This window comes from Streptomyces sp. NPDC014891, assembly GCF_043081085.1.
Taxonomy (GTDB): domain Bacteria; phylum Actinomycetota; class Actinomycetes; order Streptomycetales; family Streptomycetaceae; genus Streptomyces.
In genome coordinates, this window is record NZ_JBIBWF010000002.1 from 595,632 (window position 1) to 618,833 (window position 23,202).

18 protein-coding genes and 1 pseudogene are annotated in these 23,202 nt (G+C 73.4%); 11 read left to right on the plus strand and 8 right to left on the minus strand.

From position 1 onward, the window contains the following. Positions 1-2 precede the first annotated feature (2 nt). Positions 3-968, minus strand: a complete 966-nt coding sequence (gene iolC, locus ACF09E_RS07240) for a 5-dehydro-2-deoxygluconokinase (RefSeq protein ID WP_392204437.1) — start codon at positions 966-968, stop codon at positions 3-5. 188 nt (positions 969-1,156) lie between these two features. On the opposite strand from iolC, the gene ACF09E_RS07245 reads away from it, so the two are divergent. Together ACF09E_RS07245 and ACF09E_RS07250 are read left to right on the plus strand one after the other, a co-directional pair. After that, complete coding sequence (locus ACF09E_RS07245) at positions 1,157-2,092, plus strand: sugar phosphate isomerase/epimerase family protein (protein WP_392204260.1); 936 nt, start codon at positions 1,157-1,159, stop codon at positions 2,090-2,092. 274 nt (positions 2,093-2,366) lie between these two features. Beyond that, positions 2,367-2,564: a MarR family transcriptional regulator gene (locus tag ACF09E_RS07250; RefSeq protein WP_341624349.1), complete on the plus strand. Its 198-nt coding sequence runs from the start codon at positions 2,367-2,369 to the stop codon at positions 2,562-2,564. Between the two features lie 75 nt (positions 2,565-2,639). Here the strand turns inward: ACF09E_RS07250 and ACF09E_RS07255 are convergent, their stop codons facing one another. Continuing rightward, entirely contained in the window at positions 2,640-4,925 is a 2,286-nt protein-coding gene (locus ACF09E_RS07255; protein WP_392204261.1) for an MMPL family transporter, read from the minus strand. Positions 4,926-5,088: 163 nt separating this feature from the next. Here ACF09E_RS07255 and ACF09E_RS07260 point away from each other — a divergent pair, with 163 nt between their 5' ends. Continuing rightward, on the plus strand, positions 5,089-5,733 hold the full coding sequence (locus ACF09E_RS07260) for a TetR/AcrR family transcriptional regulator (RefSeq protein ID WP_361853367.1): 645 nt from the start codon (positions 5,089-5,091) through the stop codon (positions 5,731-5,733). Here ACF09E_RS07260 and ACF09E_RS07265 read toward each other — a convergent pair. Continuing rightward, positions 5,711-6,919 carry a cation:proton antiporter gene (locus ACF09E_RS07265; RefSeq protein WP_361853370.1) on the minus strand — a complete coding sequence of 403 codons (1,209 nt, stop codon included), beginning with the start codon at positions 6,917-6,919 and terminating at the stop codon, positions 5,711-5,713. The two genes, ACF09E_RS07260 and ACF09E_RS07265, sit on opposite strands and share 23 nt — an antisense overlap. A 217-nt stretch (positions 6,920-7,136) precedes the next feature. Between ACF09E_RS07265 and ACF09E_RS07270 the strand changes: the two genes are divergently transcribed. Together ACF09E_RS07270 and ACF09E_RS07275 are read left to right on the plus strand one after the other, a co-directional pair. Next, a complete protein-coding gene (locus ACF09E_RS07270) occupies positions 7,137-7,361 on the plus strand; it encodes a heavy-metal-associated domain-containing protein (protein WP_148004069.1) in 225 nt (74 codons plus the stop codon). A 71-nt stretch (positions 7,362-7,432) separates the two neighbouring features. Then, positions 7,433-9,688: a heavy metal translocating P-type ATPase gene (locus ACF09E_RS07275; protein ID WP_392204262.1), complete on the plus strand. Its 2,256-nt coding sequence runs from the start codon at positions 7,433-7,435 to the stop codon at positions 9,686-9,688. A 451-nt stretch (positions 9,689-10,139) separates the two neighbouring features. Here the strand turns inward: ACF09E_RS07275 and ACF09E_RS07280 are convergent, their stop codons facing one another. Both ACF09E_RS07280 and ACF09E_RS07285 read right to left on the minus strand, forming a co-directional pair. Continuing rightward, positions 10,140-11,429: a citrate synthase gene (locus ACF09E_RS07280; protein WP_367827943.1), complete on the minus strand. Its 1,290-nt coding sequence runs from the start codon at positions 11,427-11,429 to the stop codon at positions 10,140-10,142. A 179-nt stretch (positions 11,430-11,608) separates the two neighbouring features. Beyond that, positions 11,609-13,840 (minus strand): ATP-dependent RecD-like DNA helicase, encoded by a 2,232-nt coding sequence (locus tag ACF09E_RS07285; RefSeq protein WP_392204263.1) that lies wholly within the window; start codon positions 13,838-13,840, stop codon positions 11,609-11,611. 155 nt (positions 13,841-13,995) lie between these two features. On the opposite strand from ACF09E_RS07285, the gene ACF09E_RS07290 reads away from it, so the two are divergent. The 3 genes from ACF09E_RS07290 to ACF09E_RS07300 all read left to right on the plus strand — a co-directional run bounded on the left by ACF09E_RS07290 (position 13,996) and on the right by ACF09E_RS07300 (position 15,197). Continuing rightward, the gene (locus ACF09E_RS07290; RefSeq protein WP_392204264.1) at positions 13,996-14,445 is read left to right on the plus strand and encodes a DUF937 domain-containing protein; all 450 of its coding nucleotides are present in this window, start codon (positions 13,996-13,998) and stop codon (positions 14,443-14,445) included. Between the two features lie 102 nt (positions 14,446-14,547). Continuing rightward, on the plus strand, positions 14,548-14,784 hold the full coding sequence (locus ACF09E_RS07295) for a type II toxin-antitoxin system VapB family antitoxin (RefSeq protein ID WP_392204265.1): 237 nt from the start codon (positions 14,548-14,550) through the stop codon (positions 14,782-14,784). Next, entirely contained in the window at positions 14,781-15,197 is a 417-nt protein-coding gene (locus ACF09E_RS07300) for a PIN domain-containing protein (protein WP_392204266.1), read from the plus strand. Before ACF09E_RS07295 ends, ACF09E_RS07300 begins: the two co-directional genes overlap by 4 nt. Before the next feature lie 27 nt (positions 15,198-15,224). Here the strand turns inward: ACF09E_RS07300 and ACF09E_RS07305 are convergent, their stop codons facing one another. From ACF09E_RS07305 to ACF09E_RS07315, 3 genes are read right to left on the minus strand one after another with little or no spacing between them, the layout of a single operon-like run. Further along, positions 15,225-16,028 (minus strand): sugar phosphate isomerase/epimerase family protein, encoded by an 804-nt coding sequence (locus ACF09E_RS07305; RefSeq protein WP_392204267.1) that lies wholly within the window; start codon positions 16,026-16,028, stop codon positions 15,225-15,227. Then, entirely contained in the window at positions 16,025-17,176 is a 1,152-nt protein-coding gene (locus tag ACF09E_RS07310) for a dihydrodipicolinate synthase family protein (protein ID WP_392204268.1), read from the minus strand. The genes ACF09E_RS07305 and ACF09E_RS07310 overlap by 4 nt, the downstream gene beginning before the upstream one ends. Beyond that, positions 17,173-18,324 (minus strand): Gfo/Idh/MocA family protein, encoded by a 1,152-nt coding sequence (locus ACF09E_RS07315; protein WP_392204269.1) that lies wholly within the window; start codon positions 18,322-18,324, stop codon positions 17,173-17,175. Before ACF09E_RS07315 ends, ACF09E_RS07310 begins: the two co-directional genes overlap by 4 nt. 110 nt (positions 18,325-18,434) lie before the next feature. On the opposite strand from ACF09E_RS07315, the gene ACF09E_RS07320 reads away from it, so the two are divergent. From ACF09E_RS07320 to ACF09E_RS07330, 3 genes and pseudogenes are all read left to right on the plus strand, one after another. Beyond that, positions 18,435-19,481: a LacI family DNA-binding transcriptional regulator gene (locus ACF09E_RS07320; protein ID WP_392204270.1), complete on the plus strand. Its 1,047-nt coding sequence runs from the start codon at positions 18,435-18,437 to the stop codon at positions 19,479-19,481. 685 nt (positions 19,482-20,166) lie between these two features. Next, the gene (locus ACF09E_RS07325; protein WP_392204271.1) at positions 20,167-20,838 is read left to right on the plus strand and encodes a DUF4097 family beta strand repeat-containing protein; all 672 of its coding nucleotides are present in this window, start codon (positions 20,167-20,169) and stop codon (positions 20,836-20,838) included. Between the two features lie 176 nt (positions 20,839-21,014). Next, a pseudogene (locus ACF09E_RS07330) lies at positions 21,015-23,162 on the plus strand (DPP IV N-terminal domain-containing protein); the annotation flags it as partial. Positions 23,163-23,202 lie beyond the last annotated feature (40 nt).

Genomic DNA, 23,202 nt, shown 5'->3' on the forward strand with positions numbered 1-23,202 from the left:
CCCTACCCCTTTTCCGCCGGGGTGCCGGAACTTTCCGCCGGGGTGCCGGAACCGGTCGCGAGCGCCTCGGCGATCTCGGCCGCGGTCGGCATGGCGGAGGAGCAGGCGAGGCGGCCGGCGACGATCGCGCCGGCGGCGTTGGCGTGGCGCAGGGCGGTGGTCAGGTCCCGGCCGGCGAGCAGTGCGTGGACGAGTGCTCCGCCGAACGCGTCGCCCGCGCCCAGGCCGTTGACCACCCGGACCGGCAGCGGCGGCACCTCGGCGCCGGTCCCGTCGGCGGCGAGCGCGAGGACGCCGCGGGGTCCCTGTTTGACGACGGCGAGCCGGGGTCCGGCGGCGAGCAGCGCCCGGGCGGCGGCGTGGGGCTCGCGCTCCCCCGTGGCCACCTCGCACTCGTCGAGGTTGCCGACGGCGACGGTGGCGTGCCGCAGGGCCGCGGCGTAGGAGGGGCGGGCGGCCGCCGGGTCGGTCCAGAACATCGGCCGCCAGTCCAGGTCGAGGACGGTGGTCTCCCGTCGGGACCGGGCGCGGAGCGCCTCCAGGGTGGCGGTGCGGCTCGGTTCGGCGCACAGGCCGGTGCCGGTGGTCCAGAGGACGCGGGCGGCGCGGACGGCGTCGAGGTCGAGTTCGTGGGGGTGGATCTCCAGGTCGGGGGCCTTGGGGCGGCGGTAGAAGGTGAGGGGGAAGTCGTCGGGCGGGAAGAGGGCGCAGAAGGTGACCGGGGTGGGGTAGGCGTCGACCTCGGTCACCCAGCGGTCGTCGACCCCGAAGTCCTTGAGCTGCCGGCGGAGGTAGGTGCCGAAGGGGTCGGCGCCGGTGCGGGAGACGAGTGCGGTGCGCAGGCCGAGGCGGGCGGCGGCGACGGCGACGTTCGCCGGGGAGCCGCCGAGGAACTTGGCGAAGGTGTCGACCCGGTCGAGGCCGACGCCGGTCTGGAGCGGGTAGAGGTCCACGCCGAGGCGCCCCATGGTGATCAGGTCGTACGGCTCCGACTCCACCCGCGCCACCTCTCGCGTCCGGCTTCCGCACCCAGGTCTAGCCGTCCGCCCGGAGGCGTGTCAACGATATGTCCGGACATTCTGACGACCGGACGCGTCCGTCCGGGCCGGTGCGGCCTCCTTGACGCTGCTCGCGGGCCCCGGTCAAGGTGGCTGGCATGACGACGCCGTCACCGCAGCCGCCCCCGTCCCCGTCTCCGGCCCCGTCGCGCATCCGGATCGGCTCCGCGCCGGACTCCTGGGGGGTGTGGTTCCCCGACGATCCGCGGCAGGTGCCGTGGCAGCGCTTCCTGGACGAGGTGTCCGGTGCGGGGTACGGGTGGATCGAGCTGGGGCCGTACGGCTATCTGCCCACCGATCCGGCCGTGCTGGCGGAGGAGACCGGGCGGCGCGGGCTGCGGGTCTCGGCGGGGACGGTCTTCACCGGCCTGCACCACGGCCCGGACGTCTGGGACCGGACCTGGGGGCACGTCGCCGAGAACGCGGCCCTGGCGCAGGCGATGGGGGCGGGTCACCTGGTCGTCATCCCGTCGTTCTGGCGGGACGACCGCACGGGCGAGGTCCTGGAGGACCGGACGCTGACCGCGGCTCAGTGGCGGGACCTGACGGGGCTGACCGAGCGGCTCGGCAGGGAGGTGCGCGAGCGGTACGGGCTGCGGATCGTCGTCCATCCGCACGCGGACACCCATCTGGACGACGAGGCGAGCGTGACGCGGTTCCTGGACGCGACCGACCCCGACGCGGTCTCGCTCTGCCTGGACACCGGGCACTACGCGTACGCCGGCGGGGACAGCGTCAAACTGATCGAGACGTACGGGGAGCGGATCGGCTATCTCCATCTGAAGCAGGTGGACCCGGAGGTCCTGGCGGGGGTGGTGGCCGAGGGGGTGCCGTTCGGTCCGGCGGTGGCGCGCGGCGTGATGTGCGAGCCGCCGTCCGGGGTGCCCGCCCTGGAGCCGGTGCTGGCGGCGGCCTCGGCGCTGGACGTGGACCTGTTCGCGATCGTCGAGCAGGACATGTATCCGTGCGCGCCGGACGCCCCGTACCCGATCGCGCTGCGCACCCGGCACTACCTGCGGTCCTGCGGCGTGTGACCGGCGGGCGGCCGGTCGCCCTACCGTGCCGGACGGGGTGACGCACGGGGACACACCGATGTCCCGATGCCTCACTTTCGTCACACACGTCCCGTGATCGTCACGCGCATCTCCGTTACGCGGGCTTTCCGTCACAGGCACTCGACAGGCGCTCCCCTCCCGACTGGAGGGGTCGTTGCAGGGGGCAATGGCTCAGTGATCGCCAACGCCCGCCCGCAGCGCCCCCGAACGGCACCCCCGCCGCCGCTGCGCGGCGCGCAGGGAGGTACCAGGCATGACGGACAGAACGCTCTGGTCGTACAAGGACATCGCCGCACACATCCGGGTGCAGCCCGACACGGTCCGCTCCTACCGCAAGCACGGGCTGCTGCCGGCCCCCGACCACGTGGAGTCGGGCAAGCCCTACTGGTACGCGGACACGATCCGCGCCTGGGTCGCCAGCCGCCCCGGCAACCGGGGCCGCCGCGACTGACCCGAGGGGACCGCCCCCTCCGCCGTCCCCGCGGGGCCGGACCCGGGCTTGGCCGGGGTCCGGCCCCGCGGTGTGTCACCGCCGGAGCGGAGCCGTCTCCCGGCGTCCCTCCGGCGCCGCGGCGTCCTCCCCCTCGTCGGCGGGCGCGGCCTCCCGCTCGGCGGCGGGGGCGTCCGACTCACTGATGCCGAAGCGGTCGTGGAAGCGCCGCAGCGGGCCGGGAGCCCACCAGGTGAGGCGGCCGGTGAGCTTCATGACGGAGGGGACGAGGAGGCTGCGGACCACCATGGCGTCCATGAGGACGGCGAGGGCGACGCCGAGGCCGAGCATCTTGGTGTTGGTGACGCGGGAGGTGCCGATGGCGACCATGACGACGGCGAGGATCACGGCGGCGGCGGTGATCAGGCCGCCGGTCCGGCTCAGCCCGAAGCGGACGGAGTGCTCGTGGTCGCCGGTGGCGTCGTACTCCTCCTTGATCCGGGAGAGCAGGAACACCCCGTAGTCCATGGAGAGCCCGAAGGCCACGCAGAACATGAGCACAGGCAGGGTGGTCTCGATGTCCCCGGTGGGGGTGAAGCCGAGCAGGTCCGCGAGGTGCCCGTCCTGGAAGACCCAGACCACCGCGCCGAACATCGCGGTGAGGCTGAGGGCGTTGAGGACGACGGCCTGGACGGGGATGAGCACGCTGCCGGTGAGCAGGAAGACCAGGAGCAGGGTGACGACCACGATGATCGCCGCGGCCCAGGGCAGCCGCTCGGCGAGGGCGTCCTTGGAGTCGACGAGGACGGCGGCCTGCCCGGTGACGGAGGTGTCGAACGGTGCGGGTGCGGCGCGCAGTTCGGCCACGGCCCGCTGGGCGCCGACGCCGACGGTCTCGCCCTCGGGGACGACGGTGAAGTAGGCGTGGCCGCCGGCGGCGGTCACCGGTCCGTCGACGCGGACCACGTCGTCGAGCGCGCCGATCCGCTCGCGGAAGGCCGCGTACTGCGCGGGGGTGGCCTCGCCCTCGGCGAGGACGGTGAGGCCGCCGCCGGGGTCGCCGGGGAACGCGTGGCGCAGCTCGTCCTGGACGACGCGGGAGGAGGCGGTGACGGGGAGCTGGCGGTCGTCGGCGGTGCCGAACTTCACGCCGAGGAAGGGCAGTCCGAGGAGGACGAGTCCGGCGGTCGTGAGGACGGCGAAGACCGGCGCGCGGCGCATCACGAGCGCCGCGGCGCGCGCCCAGCCGGCGCCCCCGCCGCCCTCGGGGCGGGCCCCGGCGGTCGTGCGGCGCCGGAGGAGGCGCCGCAGGTCGAGTGCGTTGACCCGGTCGCCGAGCAGCACGAGGGCCGCGGGGAGGAGGGTGAGGGCGGCGGTCGCGGCGAGCAGGACCACCGCGATCCCGGCGTACGCGAAGGAGCGCAGGAAGTACTGCGGGAAGACCAGCATCGCGGAGAGGGACACGGCGACGGTCAGGGCGGAGAAGAGCACGGTCCGCCCGGCGGTGCGCAGGGTGGTGCGGACGGCGGTGTACGTGTCGGCGCCGGCCGCGAGTTCCTCCCGGTAGCGGCGGACGACGAACAGGGCGTAGTCGATGGCGAGGCCGAGTCCGAGGGCCGTGGTCAGGTTCTGCGCGAAGACGGAGACGTCGGTGAACTCGGTGATGCCGCGCAGGACGGCGTTGGTGCCGAGGATGGCGACGATGCCGACGCCGAGCGGCAGCAGGGCGGCGACGGCGCTGCCGAAGACCATGACGAGGAGGATCAGGGTGAGGGGCAGGGCGATGAGCTCGGCCCGCAGCAGGTCCTCCTGGATGACCGTCTGCATCTCGTGGCGCACGGCGAGCCCGCCTCCGAGGGAGACCTCGACGGGGCCGTGGGTGCCCCGGTACTCGGGGGCGATCCGGTCGAGGACGGCGGCCGCCTCCTTCTCCTCGCCGGCGATGCGGGCGGCGATGACCGCCTTGCGGCCGTCCTCGGAGCGGAGGGCGGGCGACCCGGTGGACCAGTACGAGCCGACGCCGTCGACGCCCGGCTCCGCGTCGAGCCGCTCGGCGAGCCGGCGGGCCTCGGCGGCGACCGCGGGCGCGTCGGCGCCGGCCTCTCCGGCGTCCACGAGCAGCAGCAGGTTGGGCTGGGAGCCGGGGAACCGGCTCCCCAGCGCCTCGGTCGCGTACGTGGACTCGGCGGCCGGATCCTCCCAGCCGCCGCTGCCCATCCGGTCGGCGACCCCGCCGCCGGCCAGCACGGCGAGGGCGGTGAGGACCAGGGCGACGAGCAGGGTGAGGCGGGGGCGTGCGGTCACGAACCGCGTCCAGCCCCCCGCCCCCTCCCGCTGGGGGGATCCGGTCCCCCCGGGTGCTGTCTTCTTGACTTCGGCCATGACGAGGTGTCCCCTTCACCTGACCCGTGTGCGCGCTTCCCGGCAGGTCACACGGGTCACCCATTGCCATAGACTGGCAAACACGAGTGATCACTCGCGTTTCTCAAGAATGCGAGCGACCTCTCGTGTTTGTCAAACGTACTGAGGAGATCCGGGGACAGCCATGTCCGAAGAAGAGAAGCCGCGCCGCCGCCAGGCGCGGGGCGAGCGCCGCATCGCGCAGTTGCTCCAGGCCGCCGCGAACGTCTTCTGCGCGAACGGCTACACGGCGTCCAGCACCAACGCGATCGCCCGCGAGGCGCACGTCTCCCCCGGCACGCTCTACCAGTACTTCCCGAACAAGGAGGCCATCGCGATCGAGCTGGGCGAGCGCCTGCTGCACGAGATGCGGGAGGCCCACGGCCAGGCCTTCACCCCGGAGAACCTCGCCCTGCCGCTGCCCGAGCTGCTCGACGCGGTCGTCGACCCGCTGATCGAGTTCAACTGCGCCAACCCGGCCTTCCTCGCCCTGATGCACGGCTCCGAGGTCCCCGGCCGGATCGCGGAGGAGCACGACGAGCTGCACTCCACCCTGCTCACCCGGGTGGAGGGGGTCATCGCCCACTACGCGCCCGAGCTGCCCGCCGCGGACCGGGCCCGGACCGCGGGCATGGCCTTCGCCACCTTCAAGGGAGGCCTGGACCTGGTCCTCGCCGCACCCGAGGGCGCCGAGCGGGACGCCACCGTCGCCGAGCTGAAGACGCTCCTGCTGCGCTACCTCTCGCCGCTGGTCGAGGGCGCCGCGGTCACCACGACTCCGAGCCGCTGATCTGCTCGGAGGGCAGCCCCTTCGCGCCCGACCGCGACTTCAGCGCGACCAGCGGGAAGACGAGCACGGAGACCATGGCCGCGCCGACGAGCGCCGCCGCCTCGCCGGCCGTCATCGCCTTGTCGTCCACACCGATGGTCGTGATGGCGACGACGAGCGGCAGCGCCGTGGAGCCGTAGAGCACGAGCCCGCGCCGGTCCCGGCGGTCGAGGTCCCGGGGGGCGAGGAACCAGATCGGCCCGCCGCGCACCACCAGGAAGAGCAGCAGGAAGACCGGCAGCAGGAGCAGGGAGCGGCCGCCGTCGAGGAGCGAGGCCAGGTCGAACTCGATGCCGGTCACGACGAAGAACACCGGCACGAGGAAGCCGAAGCCGACGCCCTCGATCTTCTCCAGGATCTGCGGCCCCGACTCGGGCGCGGCCCCGGTCAGGACGAGCCGGGTGATCAGCCCGGCCGCGAAGGCCCCGAGCAGGATGTCGAGGCCGAGGGCCTGCGCGGCGCCCAGCATCAGCGCGATCAGCAGGAAGACGAACCGGACCGCGAACTGCCCGCTGGTGTGCAGGGTCTTGGCGATGATCCGGGAGAACCACGGCGGACGCGGCCGCAGCGCCCAGAACAGCGCCCCGGCGGTGAGCGCCGCGAAGAGCGCGAGCAGGACGGTCGACTCGGCCGCGCCGCGCCCGCTGAGCAGCAGCGCCATCGCGATGATCGGGCCGAACTCGCCGACCGCCCCGAAGGCCATGACGACCGTGCCGAACCGGCCCTGGAGGTCGCCCGAGTCCCGGAGCACCGGCAGGACGGTGCCCAGCGCGGTGCTGGTGAGCGCGACGCCGATGAAGACGCCCTTGGTGTACCCGCCGCCGAGCAGGACGCCGACGGCGAGCCCGAGGACGAGCGCGAGCAGCCAGGCCCGCACGGAGCGCCGGAGGGTGTCTCCGCGGACCTTGCCGAACTCGATCTCGTACCCCGCGAGGAAGATCAGCATCGTGAGCCCGAGCTGGGAGAGTCCGTCGATCAGCGCGTCGGTCCGGGCCCAGTCCAGCACGTCGGGGCCGACGAGGATGCCGAGCAGGATCTCGAAGATGACGAGCGGGACGGGGAGCCGGCGGCCGACTCCGTAGGCGAGCAGCGGCGCCAGGACGGCGATCGCCATGATCAGGATGAGCGTGGTCCCCGCTTGCGACATATCGGGTATTTACCATGGGTTCCAGCCGGATCGCCCGCTTCGGCGGGGGAGGTACGTGCGCGCGTCCCCGCCGGAGGGTTCGACTCCGGGCCGTGGTGACCCTCCGGGGCCCGGGTCCGCCGGAATCCCGGCGCGGCGGCCGCGACCCGACTGGCATTTATACCCCCTAGGGGTATAGGGTGACCGGGTACGGTCCTGAACCCACGAGGAGAGCGCCATGACCGCAGAGACGAAGACCGACCTCACCACCGTCTACCAGGTCAAGGGCATGACCTGCGGCCACTGCGAGGGCGCGGTGTCGAGCGAGATCTCCGAGCTGCCCGGCGTCTCGTCCGTGACGGCCGTCGCCGCGACCGGCCGGGTGACCGTCGTCTCCGCCGCCCCGCTCGACGAGGAGGCCGTCCGCGCCGCCGTCGACGAGGCCGGCTACGAGCTGGTCTGACCGCCCCGCCGCCGACACCCCGCAGGGCCGTACCGTTACCGGTACGGCCCTGCTCCCGTTTGGAACCGCACATGACCTCCGGCACCACCGCATCCCCCGTCGACACCGCGGTCACCGAACTGACCATCGGCGGCATGACCTGCGCCTCCTGCGCGGCCCGCGTCGAGAAGAAGCTGAACCGCATGGACGGGGTGACGGCGACCGTCAACTACGCGACGGAGAAGGCGCGGATCGAGCACCTCCCGGAGGTCGGGGTCGACGCGCTCATCGCCACCGTCGTCAGGACCGGCTACACCGCGGAGCGGCCCCCGCCGCCCGAGCCGGCCCCCGAGCCGGACCAGGGCACGGAGGAGCGGGAGCCGGTGCGGGACCCGGAGCTCGCCGCCCTCCGGCAGCGGCTCCTCGTCTCCGCCCTGCTCGCCGCCCCCGTCGTCCTGCTCGCCATGGTCCCGAGCCTCCAGTTCGACAACTGGCAGTGGCTCTCCCTCACCCTCGCCGCCCCCGTCGTCGTCTGGGGCGGACTGCCCTTCCACCGGGCCGCCTGGACCAACCTCCGGCACGGCGCCGCGACCATGGACACCCTCGTCTCGGTCGGCACCCTGGCCGCCTTCGGCTGGTCGCTGTGGGCGCTCTTCCTCGGCGACGCGGGCATGCCGGGCATGCGGCACGGCTTCGACCTGACCGTCGACCGCTCCGAGGCCTCCTCCGCGATCTACCTGGAGGTCGCGGCGGGAGTCGTCGCCTTCCTCCTCCTCGGCCGCTACCTGGAGGCCCGCGCCAAGCGCACGGCCGGCACGGCCCTCCGCGCCCTGATGGAACTCGGCGCCAAGGACGTGGCCGTCCTGCGCGGCGGAACGGAGCAGCGCGTCCCGGTCTCCGCGCTGCGGACCGGCGACCTCTTCGTCGTCCGCCCCGGCGAGAAGATCGCCACTGACGGCACGGTCGCCGAGGGCGCCTCCGCCGTCGACACCGCCCTGCTCACCGGCGAGTCCCTGCCCCTGGACGTCACCGCGGGCAGCGACGTCACCGGGGGCTGCGTCAACGTCTCGGGCCGGCTCGTCGTCCGGGCCACCCGGGTCGGCGCCGACACCCGGCTCGCCCGCATGGCCAGGCTCGTCGAGGACGCGCAGAACGGCAAGGCCGAGGTCCAGCGGCTCGCCGACCGCGTCTCCGCCGTCTTCGTCCCCGTCGTCCTGCTGATCGCGCTCGGCACGCTCGTCACCTGGCTGCTGCTGACCGACGACCCGACGGCCTCCTTCACGGCCGCGGTCGCCGTCCTGATCATCGCCTGCCCCTGCGCCCTCGGCCTCGCCACGCCGACCGCCCTCATGGTCGGCACCGGCCGCGGCGCCCAGCTCGGCATCCTCATCAAGGGCCCCGAGGTCCTGGAGTCCACCCGCCGCGTCGACACGGTCGTCCTCGACAAGACCGGCACGGTCACCACCGGCCGGATGCGCCTGGTGGACGTCCACGTGCACGGCGGCACGTACGGCACCGACTCCACCGACGAGACCGAGCTCCTGCGGCTCGCGGGCGCCCTGGAGCACGCCTCCGAGCACCCGGTCGCCCGCGCGATCGCGGCCGGCGCCGCCGAGCGCTGCGGCGAACTCCCCGTGCCCAAGACCTTCGAGAGCGTTCCCGGGCTCGGCGTGCGCGGGTCCGTGGAGGGCCGGCTCGTCCTCGTCGGGCGGGCCGCCCTGCTCGCCGCCGAGGGCGTCGAGGCCCCCGCGACGACCGCGCCCGGCGCCGTCCACGTCGCCTGGGACGGGGTCGCCCGCGGCACCCTGACCGTCGCCGACACGGTCAAGGACACCAGCGCGGAGGCCGTCGCCCGGCTCCGCGGTCTCGGCCTGCGCCCGGTGCTGCTCACCGGCGACCACCGGGCCGTCGCGGAGGCGGTCGCCGCCGAGGTCGGCATCGACGAGGTGATCGCGGAGGTGCTGCCCGAGGAGAAGGCGGAGGTCGTCCGGCGGCTCCGCTCGGAGGGCCGGACCGTCGCCATGGTCGGCGACGGGGTCAACGACGCCGCCGCGCTCGCCACCGCCGACCTCGGCCTGGCGATGGGGACGGGCACGGACGCGGCCATCGAGGCGAGCGACCTGACCCTGGTCCGCGGCGACCTGCGCGTCGCGGCCGACGCCATCCGGCTGGCCCGCCGGACCCTCGCGACGATCAAGGGCAACCTCGGCTGGGCCTTCGGCTACAACCTCGCCGCGCTCCCCCTCGCCGCGGCCGGCCTCCTGAACCCGATGATCGCGGGTCTGGCGATGGCCTTTTCGTCCGTCTTCGTCGTATCCAACAGCCTTCGTCTGCGCCGCTTCACGTGAATTCACCCACGTGTGACGCACAAGACCTTCACAAAGAGACCTAGATCACAGATATTGGGGGGTAACCATCTGGGCTGTTCGCGAGTCTAAGTGGGCGATGCCGAGAACGTCTTGGGGGACGTTCATGGAATGTCTTGGGGGACGTTCCAGGCAAGCGTTGGCCGGGGCACGTGCACCGGGGAGCTTTGAGCGGCCCTCCCGTACGTACCCCGGCAGACCGCGTCGCGCCGACCCGCGTTGGCTTCTGCCGACACCCGCAGACGCCCGGCCCGGATCCCGTGGGGGGAATCCGCTCCGGGACATGGGAAGCGCCCCGCTCGTCGACCCGTGGGGGGATCGACGGCGGGGCGCTTCCTCTTCTTCAAGGCTCGGTTCGCCTCCGGGGCGCTGGAGCCGGTGTCGGCACCGACGCGCCCCTCAGGCTCACTCGCCACCAGGGCTCAGCCCTTGGTCAGCGCGCCTCGACCGGGACGAAGTCGCGGAGGACCTCGCCGGTGTAGATCTGGCGCGGACGGCCGATGCGGGAGCCGGGCTCCTTGATCATCTCGTGCCACTGGGCGATCCAGCCGGGCAGCCGGCCGAGCGCGAAGAGCACGGTGAACATCTCGGTCGGGAAGCCCATCGCGCGGTAGATGAGGCCCGTGTAGAAGTCCACGTTCGGGTAGAGGTTGCGCGAGACGAAGTACTCGTCGGAGAGCGCGTGCTCCTCCAGCTTGAGCGCGATGTCCAGCAGCTCGTCGGACTTGCCGAGGGCCGAGAGGACGTCGTGCGCCGCCGCCTTGATGATCTTGGCGCGCGGGTCGAAGGACTTGTACACCCGGTGGCCGAAGCCCATCAGGCGGACGCCGTCCTCCTTGTTCTTCACCTTGCGGATGAAGGAGTCGACATCGCCGCCGTTGGCCTTGATGCCTTCCAGCATCTCCAGGACCGACTGGTTGGCGCCGCCGTGCAGCGGGCCCCACAGGGCCGAGATGCCGGCGGAGATCGACGCGAACATGTTCGCCTGCGAGGAGCCGACCAGACGCACGGTGGAGGTCGAGCAGTTCTGCTCGTGGTCCGCGTGCAGGATCAGCAGCTTGTCGAGGGCGTTGACGACGACCGGGTCCAGGTCGTACTCCTGCGCCGGGACCGAGAAGGTCATGCGCAGGAAGTTCTCGACGTACCCGAGGTCGTTGCGCGGGTAGACGAAGGGGTGGCCGATCGACTTCTTGTACGCGTACGCCGCGATCGTCGGGAGCTTCGCGAGCAGCCGGATCGTGGAGAGGTGGCGCTGCTCCTCGTCGAACGGGTTGTGGCTGTCCTGGTAGAAGGTGGACAGCGCGGAGACCACCGAGGACAGCATCGCCATCGGGTGGGCGTCCCGCGGGAAACCGCGGAAGAAGTTCTTGACGTCCTCGTGGACGAGCGTGTGCTGCGTGATCTCGTTCTTGAAGGTCGACAGCTCGTCGACCTTGGGCAGCTCGCCGTTGATCAGCAGGTACGCCACCTCAAGGAAGGTGGAGCGCTCGGCCAGCTGCTCGATGGGGTAACCGCGGTACCGCAGAATCCCCTGCTCACCGTCCAGGTAGGTGATCGCGGATTTATAGGCGGCGGTGTTGCCGTATCCGCTGTCCAGGGTGACCAGACCGGTCTGGGCTCGGAGTTTCCCGATGTCGAAGCCCTTGTCGCCGACGGTGCTCTCGACCACCGGGTAGGTGTATTCACCGTCCGCGTACCGCAGTACTACAGAGTTGTCGCTCACGTCATCCCTCACCGACGTAGTGCCTCTTCTTCGAGGTGCCCTGACTGTCTCTACCATCCCCCATTTGGCTCAGGAGAGTGCACTCGGGGTCGACCATTGGGCCAATCGGCGGCACTCAGTGCCGCCAACCTTCATATCCTGCCCCCTTCGCCCCGGTTCCGGTAGCCCTCCGTGATCTTTCACACGGGGGCGCTCCCTGTGAGCCGAAACGCGAGTGCGGTAAAGCGGCGGCCCGCCGAGACCGTGCGGACCGCCTGGGCGATGGCCCGCCGGGAGCCGACGAGGACCACGAGCTTCCTGGCCCGCGTGACGGCCGTGTAGAGGAGGTTGCGCTGGAGCATCATCCAGGCACTCATGGTGACCGGGATCACCACGGCCGGGTACTCGCTGCCCTGCGAGCGGTGGATGGTCACCGCGTACGCGTGGGCCAGCTCGTCCAGCTCGTCGAAGTCGTACGGCACCTCCTCGTCCTCGTCCGTCCGCACGGTCAGCTTCTGCTCGACCGCATCCAACTGCGTCACGACGCCGACCGTGCCGTTGAAGACCCCGTTGGCACCCTTGTCGTAGTTGTTCCTGATCTGGGTGACCTTGTCGCCGACCCGGAAGACCCGGCCGCCGAACCGCTTCTCCGGCACGTCGGGCCGCCCCGGGGTGATGACCTGCTGCAGCAGCCCGTTCAGCGAGCCCGCGCCCGCGGGGCCCCGGTGCATGGGGGCGAGGACCTGCACGTCACGGCGGGGGTCGAGGCCGAACTTGGCCGGAATCCGCCGGGCCGCGACGTCCACGGCGACCCGGGCCGCGTCCTCGGTCTCCTCCTCGACGAAGAGGAAGAAGTCCGGCAGCCCGTCGGTCTTCGGCGGGACGCCGGCGTTGATCCGGTGCGCGTTGGTGACGACGCCCGACTCCTGCGCCTGCCGGAAGATCCGGGTCAGCCGGACCGCCGGCACGGGACTCCCGGGGGCGAGCAGATCGCCGAGGACCTCGCCCGCGCCGACCGACGGCAGCTGGTCCACGTCGCCTACCAGGAGCAGATGGGCCCCCGGCGCCACCGCCTTCACCAGCTTGTTCGCGAGCAGCAGGTCCAGCATGGACGCCTCGTCGACCACGACCAGGTCGGCGTCCAGGGGCCGGTCCCGGTCGTAGGCCGCGTCACCGCCGGGCTTGAGTTCGAGGAGGCGGTGGACCGTGGAGGCCTCGGCGCCGGTCAGCTCGGCGAGCCGCTTCGCCGCCCGCCCGGTCGGGGCGGCGAGGACCACCTTGGCCTTCTTCGCCCGGGCCAGCTCCACCACGGAGCGGACCGTGAACGACTTGCCGCAGCCGGGGCCGCCGGTGAGCACGGCGACCTTCCGGGTCAGTGCGAGCCGCACGGCCTCCTCTTGCTCGGGCGCGAGCGAGGTCCCCGTCCGGTCCGCGAGCCAGGCGAGGGCCTTGTCCCAGGCCACGTCCCGGAAGGCCGGCATCCGGTCCTCCTCGGCCCGCAGCAGGCGCCGCAGCTGTCCGGCGAGCGACAGCTCCGCCCGGTGGAAGGGGATCAGGTACACGGCGGTCACGGGGGTCCCCTCCGGGCCTGGCACGGTCTCCCGCACCACTCCCTCGGGATCCTCCGCCAGCTCGGCGAGGCACTCGATGACGAGACCCGTGTCGACCTGGAGGAGCTTCACCGCGTCGGCGATGAGCCGCTCCTCGGGGAGGAAGCAGTGCCCCTGGTCGCTGGACTGCGACAGGGCGTACTGCAGGCCGGCCTTCACCCGGTCGGGGCTGTCGTGGGGTATGCCCACGGCCTGGGCGATCTTGTCGGCGGTGAGGAAGCCGATGCCCCAGACGTCCGCGGCCAGCCGGTAGGGCTGGTTCCGCACGACCGAGATCGAGGCGTCGCCGTACTTCTTGTAGATCCGCACCGCGATGGAGGTGGAGACGCCGACCCCCTGGAGGAAGACCATCACCTCCTTGATCGCCTTCTGCTCCTCCCAGGCGGCCGTGATCTTCGCGGTCCGCTTGGGGCCGAGCCCGGGGACCTCGATCAGGCGCGCGGGGGCCTCTTCGAGGATGTCGAGCGTGTCGAGCCCGAAGTGCTGCGTGATGCGGTCGGCGAAGACGGGCCCGATGCCCTTCACGAGCCCCGAGCCCAGGTACCGGCGGATGCCCTGGATCGTGGCGGGCAGCAGCGTCGTGTAGTTCTCGACGGTGAACTGCTTGCCGTACTGCGGGTGGGAGCCCCAACGGCCCTCCATCCGCAGCGACTCCCCCGGCTGCGCGCCGAGCAGGGCGCCGACCACGGTGAGCAGGTCACCGGCCCCGCGGCCGGTGTCGACGCGGGCGACCGTGTACCCGCTCTCCTCGTTGGCGTAGGTGATCCGCTCCAGGACCCCTTCGAGCACGGCCGAGCCCGGCCCGCGACCTTCGTTGGACATGACCCGACGGTAGCGGGCCGGTAGGACAGCGCGGGCGGTCCCTGGACGACCGGGCGGGCGGCCCGCCGCCGCGGGGACGCGGGGAGCGCGCGGCGGGCCGCCCCCCGGCCGCTCCCGGCGTGCCGACGGAGGGGGCGGGTCGTAGCGTTTCCGGCATGAGCGAATCCTTCGAGGACGACGTCCTGGACGAGCTGGGCGACGACAGGCTCCGGGAGATCGCCGACGTGCTCGGCACCGACCGCACGGGGGCGCAGGAGGTCGTGGGGAGTTCGGTGGCCGAGCTGGCCGACGAGCTGCGCCGGGCGGCGGACGAGCCGGACAGCGCGGACGAGGTCCGGGCCGCGTTCGGCGAGGTGGCGTCGGCCGAGCCCCCGCTCCAGGGCGTCGCCGGCATCGGCGGCCTCGCGGCGGGCGGCCTCATGGCCGGGGTCCTGGGACGGCTGGCCCGCCCGGCGGCCAACGCGATCGCGAAGCGCACCGGCATCCCGGCGGCGACGGTGACCCGGACGCTCGACCTCGTGCTCCCGGTGGTCCTGGCGGTCCTGACGAAGCGCGCGGCGGCGAAGAAGGGCACGGGCGATCCCCTCGGCGGCGGCCACCGCTGACGCGGCCGCCCGGGGCCCGTCCGTCGCAGCCACCGGGCTGCGCGCGCGGCTATGATGTGGGTCATGTGGGCGAATCTTCCACATGACCCACAAGGAGTGATCATGGGTGTGACCAACGTGGACGTGGACGACGACGTGCTCGCCGAGGCCGCGAAGCTGCTCGGTACGACCACGAAGAAGGACACGATCAACACAGCCCTGGAAGAGGTCATACGGCGTCACCACCGCCGCGCCGCGTTCCAGCGCCTCGCGGATCGCGGCGCGCGGGGGGACCTGGAGCGCACCCGCCGGGACTGGGAGGCCCGCAAGTCCGCCCAGCGCGGCGAGGGCGCGATGTGATCACCTACCTCGTGGACACCAGCGCGTACGTCCACCTCGGCACGGATCCGGCCGCGCAACGACGCTGGGACGCCGAGATCGAGACCGGCGCCCTCGGCATGTGCGAAGCCACCCGCACGGAGCTCCTCTTCAGCGCCGTGAACGCGGACGATCGCGATGCGATCGATGAGGACCTCGCGGCCATGTTCGCGCCGGTACGCGTCCCCAAGGACGCCTGGCGCTGGGTGGAGAGCGCCCAGTACAAGCTGACGCGGACGGGGCAGCACCGCGCGGCCGGCGTCATCGACCTCCTCGTCTGCGCCACGGCCGTGCACCACGGGTTGACCGTGCTGCACCGGGACAACGACTTCGCCTCGGTCGCCCGGGTGCTCAAGGAGGTCGAGCAGATGGACGTGCGGCACGCCGGCAGGTGAGGAGCCGTGTGCCGCGGGGGTCCGGGTTCAGAGGCTCAGGAAGGACTCCAGGGTCTCCTCCAGGACCTCCGTGCCGTCCCGTGACCAGAGGTCGTCGTTGAAGATCTCCACCTCCACCGGGCCCGTCCAGCCGGCCCGTTCCGTCAGGTCCGCCCAGGCGCGGAGGTCGATCGAGCCGGTGCCCAGGGGGCCCCGGCCGGTCAGGACGCCGGCCGGGAGCGGGGTGGTCCAGTCGGCCAGCTGGAAGGAGTGGATGCGGCCCGCCGCGCCCGCGCGTTCCACCGCCGCCGGGGCCCGGTCGTCCCACCACAGGTGGTACGTGTCGACCACCACGCCCACCTGCTCGGGCGGGAAGTGCTCCGCCACGGCCAGCGCCTGGTCGAGGGTGGAGACCGCGCAGCGGTCGGCGGCGTACATCGGGTGGAGGGGCTCGACGGCGAGGCGGACTCCCCGCTCGCCCGCGTACGGGGCCAGCTCCCCGATCGCCTCGGTGATCCGGGCCCGGGCCGCGGGCAGGTCCGGGAAGGCCGGGGTGAGGCCACCGGAGACCAGGACGAGGGTGTCCGTGCCGAGCGCCACCGCCTCGTCGATCGCCGCCCGGTTCTCCGCCTCCCAGCCGTCCGTCGTGAAGAACCCGCCGCGGCAGAGGGTGCTGACCCTCAGGCCCGCGTCCCGCACGAGCGCGGCCGCCGCCTCCACCCCGTACTCCCGCACCGGTTCGCGCCACAGTCCCACGCCCGTGATCCCGAGCCGGCGGCAGTGGCCGACCAGGTCGGGCAGGGACAGCTGCCTGACCGTCATCTGGTTGATGCTGAAGCGGTCGAGGTTCACCGCAGGCCCCCCTGGACCGCCAGGAGGGAGCGCATCCGCGCCTCGGCGAGCTCCGGGTCCGGGAACAGCCCCAGGCCGTCCGCCAGTTCGTACGCCCGCGCGAGATGCGGCAGCGAGCGCGCGGACTGCAGGCCGCCGACCATCGTGAAGTGCTCCTGGTGGCCGGCCAGCCAGGCCAGCAGGACGACCCCCGTCTTGTAGAAGCGGGTCGGCGCCCCGAAGAGGTGCCGGGAGAGAGCGACCGTCGGGTCGAGGATCGCGCGGAAGCCGGCCGTGTCGCCCGTGTCCAGGGCCCGTACCGCCTCCGCCGCGAGCGGCGCCAGCGGATCGAAGACGCCCAGCAGGGCGTGGCTGAAGCCCTGTTCGTCGCCCGCGATCAGCTCCGGGTAGTGGAAGTCGTCGCCCGTGTAGCAGCGCACCCCCTGAGGCAGGCGGCGCCGCAGCGCGACCTCGCGCCCGGCGTCCAGGAGCGAGACCTTGATGCCGTCGACCTTGTCCGGGTGCGCGGCGATCAGCTCCAGGAAGGTCTCGGTCGCCGCGTCCAGGTCGGCCGAGCCCCAGTACCCGTCGAGCGCCGGGTCGAACATCGGGCCCAGCCAGTGCAGGATCACCGGCTCACCCGCCTGGCGGAGCAGACCGCCGTACAGGTCGAGGTAGTCCTCGGGCCCCGAAGCCGCCGCCGCGAGCGCGCGGGAGGCCATGAGGACGGCCTGCGATCCCGTCTCCTCGACGAGCGCGAGCTGCTCCTCGTACGCCGCGCGCACCTCCGCGAGGCCCGCGGGGCCGGTGAGCTGGTCCGTGCCGGCCCCGCAGGCGATCCGCCCGCCGACGGCCCGGGCCTCCGCCGCGCTGCGGCGGATCAGCTCGGCCGCGCCCGCCCAGCCGAGCCCCATGCCGCGCTGCGCGGTGTCCATGGCCTCGGCGACCCCGAGGCCGTGGGACCAGAGGTGGCGGCGGAAAGCGAGGGTGGCGTCCCAGTCGACGGCGGCGGGCGCGTCGGGGCCGGTGTCGGCGTACGGGTCGGCGACCACGTGGGCGGCGGAGAAGACGGTCCGGGAGACCGACGGGCCGCCGCCGCCCGGGGCGGCGGGCTCGGCGCGGGGCACGTACTCCCGTACGCCGCCGCCGGGCAGGGGCAGGCGGATCACAGGGCGACCTCCGGGACGTCGAGGCGGCGGCCCTCGGCGGCGGACCGCAGGCCGAGCTCGGCGAGCTGGACTCCGCGGGCCCCGGCGAGCAGGTCCCAGTGGTACGGCTCGTCGAGGACGACGTGCCGCAGGAACAGCTCCCACTGGGCCTTGAAGCCGTTGTCGAACACGGCGTTGTCGGGGACCTCCTGCCACTGGTCGCGGAAGCGCTCGGTCGCCGGGACGTCCGGGTCCCAGACGGGCTTGGGGGTGGCCGAGCGGTGCTGGACGCGGCAGTCGCGCAGTCCGGCGACGGCCGAGCCGTGGGTGCCGTCGACCTGGAACTCGACGAGTTCGTCGCGGTGGACACGGACCGCCCAGGAGGAGTTGATCTGGGCGACGGCGCCGCCCTCCAGCTCGAAGATGCCGTAGGCGGCGTCGTCGGCGGTGGCCTCGTACGGCTTGCCCCGCTCGTCCCAGCGGCGCGGGACGTGGGTGGCGACGTGCGCGGTCACCGAGGTGACCCGGCCGAACAGCTCGTGGAGGACGTACTCCCAGTGCGGGAACATGTCGACGACGATGCCGCCGCCGTCCTGCGCGCGGTAGTTCCAGCTGGGGCGCTGGGCGTCCTGCCAGTCGCCCTCGAAGACCCAGTAGCCGAACTCGCCCCGCACGGACAGGATCTCGCCGAAGAAGCCGCCGTCGATCAGGCGCTTGAGCTTGCGCAGGCCCGGCAGGAAGAGCTTGTCCTGGACGACGCCGTGCTTGACGCCCTTCGCGGTGGCCAGCCGGGCGAGCTCCAGGGCGCCGGCGAGGTCGGCGGCGGTGGGCTTCTCGGTGTAGACGTGCTTGCCGGCGTGGACGGCCCTGGTGATCGCCTCGGCGCGGGCGGAGGTGACCTGGGCGTCGAAGTAGACGTCGATCGTGTCGTCCGCGAGGACGGCGTCGAGGTCCGTGGACCACTCGGTGAGTCCGTGCCGCTCGGCGAGGGCGCGCAGGGCGGGCTCGCGGCGGCCGACGAGGACCGGCTCGGGCCAGAGGGTCTCGCCGTCGCCCAGGTCGAGGCCGCCCTGGTCGCGCAGGGCGAGGATCGAGCGGACGAGGTGCTGGCGGTGGCCCATCCGTCCGGTGACGCCGTTCATGGCGATGCGGACTGTCCTGCGTGTCACGAAAGGTTCCTCTCCCCGGCGTTCCGCGCCCCGATAGAAAGCGCTTTCCATCGACGGTGACGCTAGCCTGCCGACATCGCCGTCGACAAGGCCCCGGAGGTACGCACACAGTGACCGTCACCCTGGCGGACGTGGCCGCCCGCGCCCGGGTCTCCCCCGCCACCGTCTCCCGCGTCCTCAACGGCAACTACCCGGTCGCCGAGTCGACGCGCGAGCGGGTGCTGCGGGCCGTCGACGAGCTGGACTACGTCCTCAACGGGCCCGCGAGCTCCCTGGCCGCCGCCACGTCCGACCTGGTCGGCGTCCTCGTCCACGACATCGCCGACCCCTTCTTCGGGATCATGGCGAGCGCGGCGCAGAGCGCGATCGGGGAGGGCGGATCGGGGCGCGGCGGCGGCGAGAAGCTCGCCGTCGTCTGCAACACCGGCGGCTCCCCCGAGCGGGAGCTGACCTACCTCACCCTGCTCCAGCGCCAGCGGGCCGCGGCCGTGATCCTCATGGGCGGCTCCCCGGAGGACCCCGGGCACCTGGCGGCGACCACCGGGAAGCTGGCGAAGCTGGCGGAGGCGGGGACCCGGGTGGTGCTGTGCGGGCGGCCGCCGGTCGCCGGCGACGCGAACGCGGCGGCGCTGGTCTTCGACAACCGGGGCGGCGCGCGGCGTCTCACCGAGCACCTGCTCGGACTCGGGCACCGGCGCATCGGGTACGCGGCCGGCCCGGCCGACCGGACCACGACCCGGCACCGCCTGGAGGGCCACCGGGCCGCGCTCGCGGCGGCGGGGGTCGCGGAGGGGCCGACGGCGCACGGCGCCTACGACCGCCGGGCCGGATACGAGGCCACGGCCGAGCTCCTCGCCCGCGATCCGGACCTCACCGCGGTCGTCGCCGCCAACGACACGGTCGCCCTCGGCGTCTGCGCGGCGCTGCGGGAACGCGGCCTGTCGGTCCCCGGCGACGTGTCGGTGGCGGGCTTCGACGACCTGCCGTTCTCGGTGGACGCGGTACCGGCGCTCACGACGGTCCACCTGCCGCTGCACGCGGCGGGCACGCGCGCGGGCCGCCTCGCGATGGGCACGGAGGACGCCCCCCGGGGAGGCCTGGCCCGCGTGGCGGCGGAGCTGGTGGTCCGGGGGTCGACGGGGCAGCCCCGGGAGTAGGGGCGCGGGGGCGAGGGCTCGCCGGGCGGGCGGCGGGGCGCTGCGAGGCCTTGCGACGCGAAGTGACCCCGCCGGCGGGCGCGTTCGTGACGCCGTAGGACGCGTTCGTGACGCCGTAGGGCACGTTCGCGACGCCGTCGGGCGAAGTCGTCGCGCTGAACGTGGAGTTCAGGCCCTCGCGTGTCCAGATCGCTCAGTTCGAATGCCGGTTGATCTCTCCCGGATCTTCGCGCACGCGCGAGAAGCCGTCGGGCGCATCGGCGGCCATGCCCGCTGACCGCGGCGGTCGCGCGGGTCGCCGCCGAACGGGAGCGGGCTGAACGCCCCCTCGCATCAGGGCAGTCGACGCCGGATGTCGCGTCCGCCCCAGGACGGAGCGGCGCGGGGGCGTGCGTTCGCCCAGCCTCCGGCCACACCCCCGGGGCCGCCCCCCGCCACCCGGGGGCCACCGCACGCCGCCGCCACCCGTCCCGCAGTGCGTTCACCTCCACCCCATTGCAACACCCCACCCCTTACCGTTGCGTTACCCTCGAAACCGTTGCAACGATTTACCTCAACTGACCTGCAATGAAGGCAGTTCGACGCAACAAGCACGTTGCCAGCACCGTGAACGCAACGTAGCTTTTCCTTCATCGGAAACAGCGCGCCGCAAGCAGGCGGCGCACCGGATCGAAGGAGAGGCACCATGCAGACGTTCGCCACCACCGCCGCCGTCACCGCCGTCCTCGACATCCCCGCCGGCCGCATCCGGCTCGTCGCCGCCGACCGCGCCGACGCCACCGTCGACGTCCGCCCCGCGAACCCCGCCAAGGGCAACGACGTGAAGGCGGCCGAGGAGGTCTCGGTCGAGTTCGCCCACGGCGTCCTGAGGATCGCCGCCGCCCCGGCCAAGAACCGGATCCTGGGCGACTCCGGCTCCGTCGAGGTCACCGTCCAGCTCCCGGCCGGCTCCGCCGTCGAGGCCCGGACGGCCGCCGCCGAGCTCCGCGGCGTCGGACCGCTCGGCGACGTCCGGTTCGAGGGCGCTCAGGGCACGGTCGAGCTCGACGAGGCCGCGAGCGCCCGGCTCGCCCTGCTCGCGGGCGACATCACGGTCGGCCGCCTCGGCGGCTCGGCCGAGATCAGCACCCAGAAGGGCGACCTGCGCGTCTCCGAGGCCACCCGGGGCTCGGTCGTGCTGCGCACCGAGTCCGGCGCCATCGCGATCGGCGCCGCCCGCGGCGTCTCCACCACCCTGAACGCCGGCACCGCCTACGGCCGCGTCCACAACGCCCTGGTCAACGCCGAGGGCGCCGCCGCCGGACTGACCGTCCACGCCACCACCTCGTACGGCGACATCACCGCCCGCAGCCTCTGAACCGCCGCGCCGGAGCGCCGCCGGGGCACCACCGGCGGCCACCCGGCCACCGGCCACCGGCTCCGCCCACCGCCCCCGACCAGCACGCGAGACCCGACCGATCCCACCCACCGATCCCACCGACCCCGCCCCCCGACCCGCTCGCCATCGACCGACCCCGAGGACGGACACCCCGCATGACCACCACCGAGAACTACCAGGCCGCCGAGCGGCTCCTCCGCCGCCCCGCCCGCCCCGGCGAGCTCGTCGTCGGCGACAAGGTCAGGCCGCAGTGGATCGACGGCGGCGCCCGCTTCTGGTACGCGGTCGCCGACGGAGCCGGCAAGCGGTTCACGCTGGTCGACCCCGCGGCGGGCAGCCGGCGCCCCGCCTTCGACCACGCCCGGCTGGCCGCCTCGCTGGCCGCCGCCGCCGGGCAGCCGGTCGACCCCGAGGCCCTGCCGTTCCCCGGCATCGAACTCTCCGACGGCGAGGTCCGGTTCGCGGCGTTCGGCGCCTACTGGCGCTGCGACCTCGACGAGTACACCTGCGGGCCGGCCGAGTTCACCGCCCCGGGCAGCCCCCTCGACGTGACCTCGCCCGACGGCGGGTCGGCGGTGTCCCAGCGCGGGCACGACCTGTGGGCCCGGTCGCTGTCCGACGGCCGCGAGTGGCCCCTGACCACCGACGGCGCCCCCGACCACGCCTACGGCCGGGGTCCCGCCGCGACCGGGAACGCCACCCTGCTCCGCAAGCTCGGCCTCCCCCACCTGCCGCCCGCGGTCGCCTGGTCGCCGGACTCGACCAGGGTCCTCGCGCACCGGACCGACGAGCGCGAGGTCCGCCGGACCCATCTGGTGGAGGCCCGGCCCGCCGACGGCGGCGCCCCGCGCCTGCACACCCAGCCGTACGCGTACGCCGGGGACGAGCACCTGCCGCTGGCCGAACTGGTCGTGCTCGACGTCGCCGAGGGCACGGTCGTCCGGGCCCGCACCGAGCCCCTGATCATGACCCACGTGTCGCCCGTCACCGCGAAGTGGGCCTGGTGGTCCGCGGACGGCTCGGTCGTCCACTTCCTCGCCCGGCCCCGGGACCACCGCTCCCTCACCCTGAACCGCCTCGACCCGGTCACCGGCGAGGTCGCCACCCTGATCAGCGAGTCCGGCGAGACCCGGGTCGAGCCCAACCAGTGGATGACCGAGCCGCCCCTCGTGCGGGTGCTCGCCGACGAGGTGCTGTGGTTCTCGCAGCGCGACGGCTGGGGCCACCTCTACCGCTACGACCTGCACACCGGCGAACTGCTCGGCCGGGTCACCTCCGGACCGTGGCTGGTCCGGGAGATCCTGCGCGTCGACGAGGCGGAGCGGGTCGTGTACTTCACCGCCTCCGGGCTGGTCGAGGAGGACCCGTACCGCCGCACCGTGTGCCGGGTCGGCCTGGACGGCTCCGGCTTCACCCGGCTCACCGACGACGCGCTCGACCACGTCATCGTCCTGCCGGAGGGCCCGTACGCCCGGGAGTACTTCGTCGACTCGGCGTCCACCGTCGACACCGCCCCCGTGACCACCGTCCGCGACTGGACCGGCCGGGTCCTGGTGGAGCTGGAGCGCGCCGACATCACCAGGCTGGCCGCCACCGGGTGGACCGCGCCGGAGCGCTTCCGCGTCAAGGCGGCCGACGGCGAGACCGACGTCTACGGGGTGCTGTACCGTCCGCGGGGCTTCGACCCCGCCCTGCGCTACCCGGTGGTGGACACCCTCTACCCCGGGCCGCAGGTCAACCGGGTCGCCCCGTGCTTCGACCCCGGCGGGATGGGCCTGGACGCCGAACCCCTGGCGGCCCTCGGCTTCGTGGTGATCGCGCTGGACGGCCGGGGCACCCCGGGACGGAGCAAGGCCTTCCACGACGCCTCCTCCGGCCGGCTGGCCGACGCGGGCTCGCTCGCCGACCACGTCGCGGCCCTGGGGCAGCTGGCCGGGACCCGGCCGTGGATGGACCTGGACCGGGTCGGCGTCTTCGGCCACTCCGGGGGCGGGTTCGCCGCGGCGCGCGCCCTGCTCGACTTCCCCGAGGTGTACCGGGCCGGGGTGGCGCTCTCCGGCTCGCACGACGCCCCCACCTTCAACGCCGGCTTCGTCGAGGCGTACGACGGCGCCGACGCCCCCGCGGCCTGGGCCAGAACCTCCAACCTGGACCTGGCCGACCGCCTGGCCGGGAGGCTGCTGCTCGTCCACGGCGAGATGGACGACCAGGTCCACCCGCAGCAGACCCTGCGGTTCGCCGAGCGGCTCCTCGCCGCGGGCAAGGACTTCGAACTGCACGTGGTGCCCGGGGCCGAGCACACCTTCATCGACTGCCTGGCCCATGTCCGCACCCGCTGCTGGG

Excerpts from the sequence above, each read along its gene's own strand:
- ACF09E_RS07325 (WP_392204271.1), top strand. The coding sequence starts at position 20,167 with ATGCAGACGTTCGCCACCACCGCCGCCGTCACCGCCGTCCTCGACATC.
- ACF09E_RS07255 (WP_392204261.1), bottom strand. The coding sequence starts at position 4,925 with ATGGCCGAAGTCAAGAAGACAGCACCCGGGGGGACCGGATCCCCCCAG.
- ACF09E_RS07245 (WP_392204260.1), top strand. The coding sequence starts at position 1,157 with ATGACGACGCCGTCACCGCAGCCGCCCCCGTCCCCGTCTCCGGCCCCG.
- ACF09E_RS07250 (WP_341624349.1), top strand. The coding sequence starts at position 2,367 with ATGACGGACAGAACGCTCTGGTCGTACAAGGACATCGCCGCACACATC.
- ACF09E_RS07260 (WP_361853367.1), top strand. The coding sequence starts at position 5,089 with ATGTCCGAAGAAGAGAAGCCGCGCCGCCGCCAGGCGCGGGGCGAGCGC.
- ACF09E_RS07265 (WP_361853370.1), bottom strand. The coding sequence starts at position 6,919 with ATGTCGCAAGCGGGGACCACGCTCATCCTGATCATGGCGATCGCCGTC.
- ACF09E_RS07275 (WP_392204262.1), top strand. The coding sequence starts at position 7,433 with ATGACCTCCGGCACCACCGCATCCCCCGTCGACACCGCGGTCACCGAA.
- ACF09E_RS07295 (WP_392204265.1), top strand. The coding sequence starts at position 14,548 with ATGGGTGTGACCAACGTGGACGTGGACGACGACGTGCTCGCCGAGGCC.
- iolC (WP_392204437.1), bottom strand. The coding sequence starts at position 968 with ATGGGGCGCCTCGGCGTGGACCTCTACCCGCTCCAGACCGGCGTCGGC.
- ACF09E_RS07270 (WP_148004069.1), top strand. The coding sequence starts at position 7,137 with ATGACCGCAGAGACGAAGACCGACCTCACCACCGTCTACCAGGTCAAG.
- ACF09E_RS07285 (WP_392204263.1), bottom strand. The coding sequence starts at position 13,840 with ATGTCCAACGAAGGTCGCGGGCCGGGCTCGGCCGTGCTCGAAGGGGTC.
- ACF09E_RS07290 (WP_392204264.1), top strand. The coding sequence starts at position 13,996 with ATGAGCGAATCCTTCGAGGACGACGTCCTGGACGAGCTGGGCGACGAC.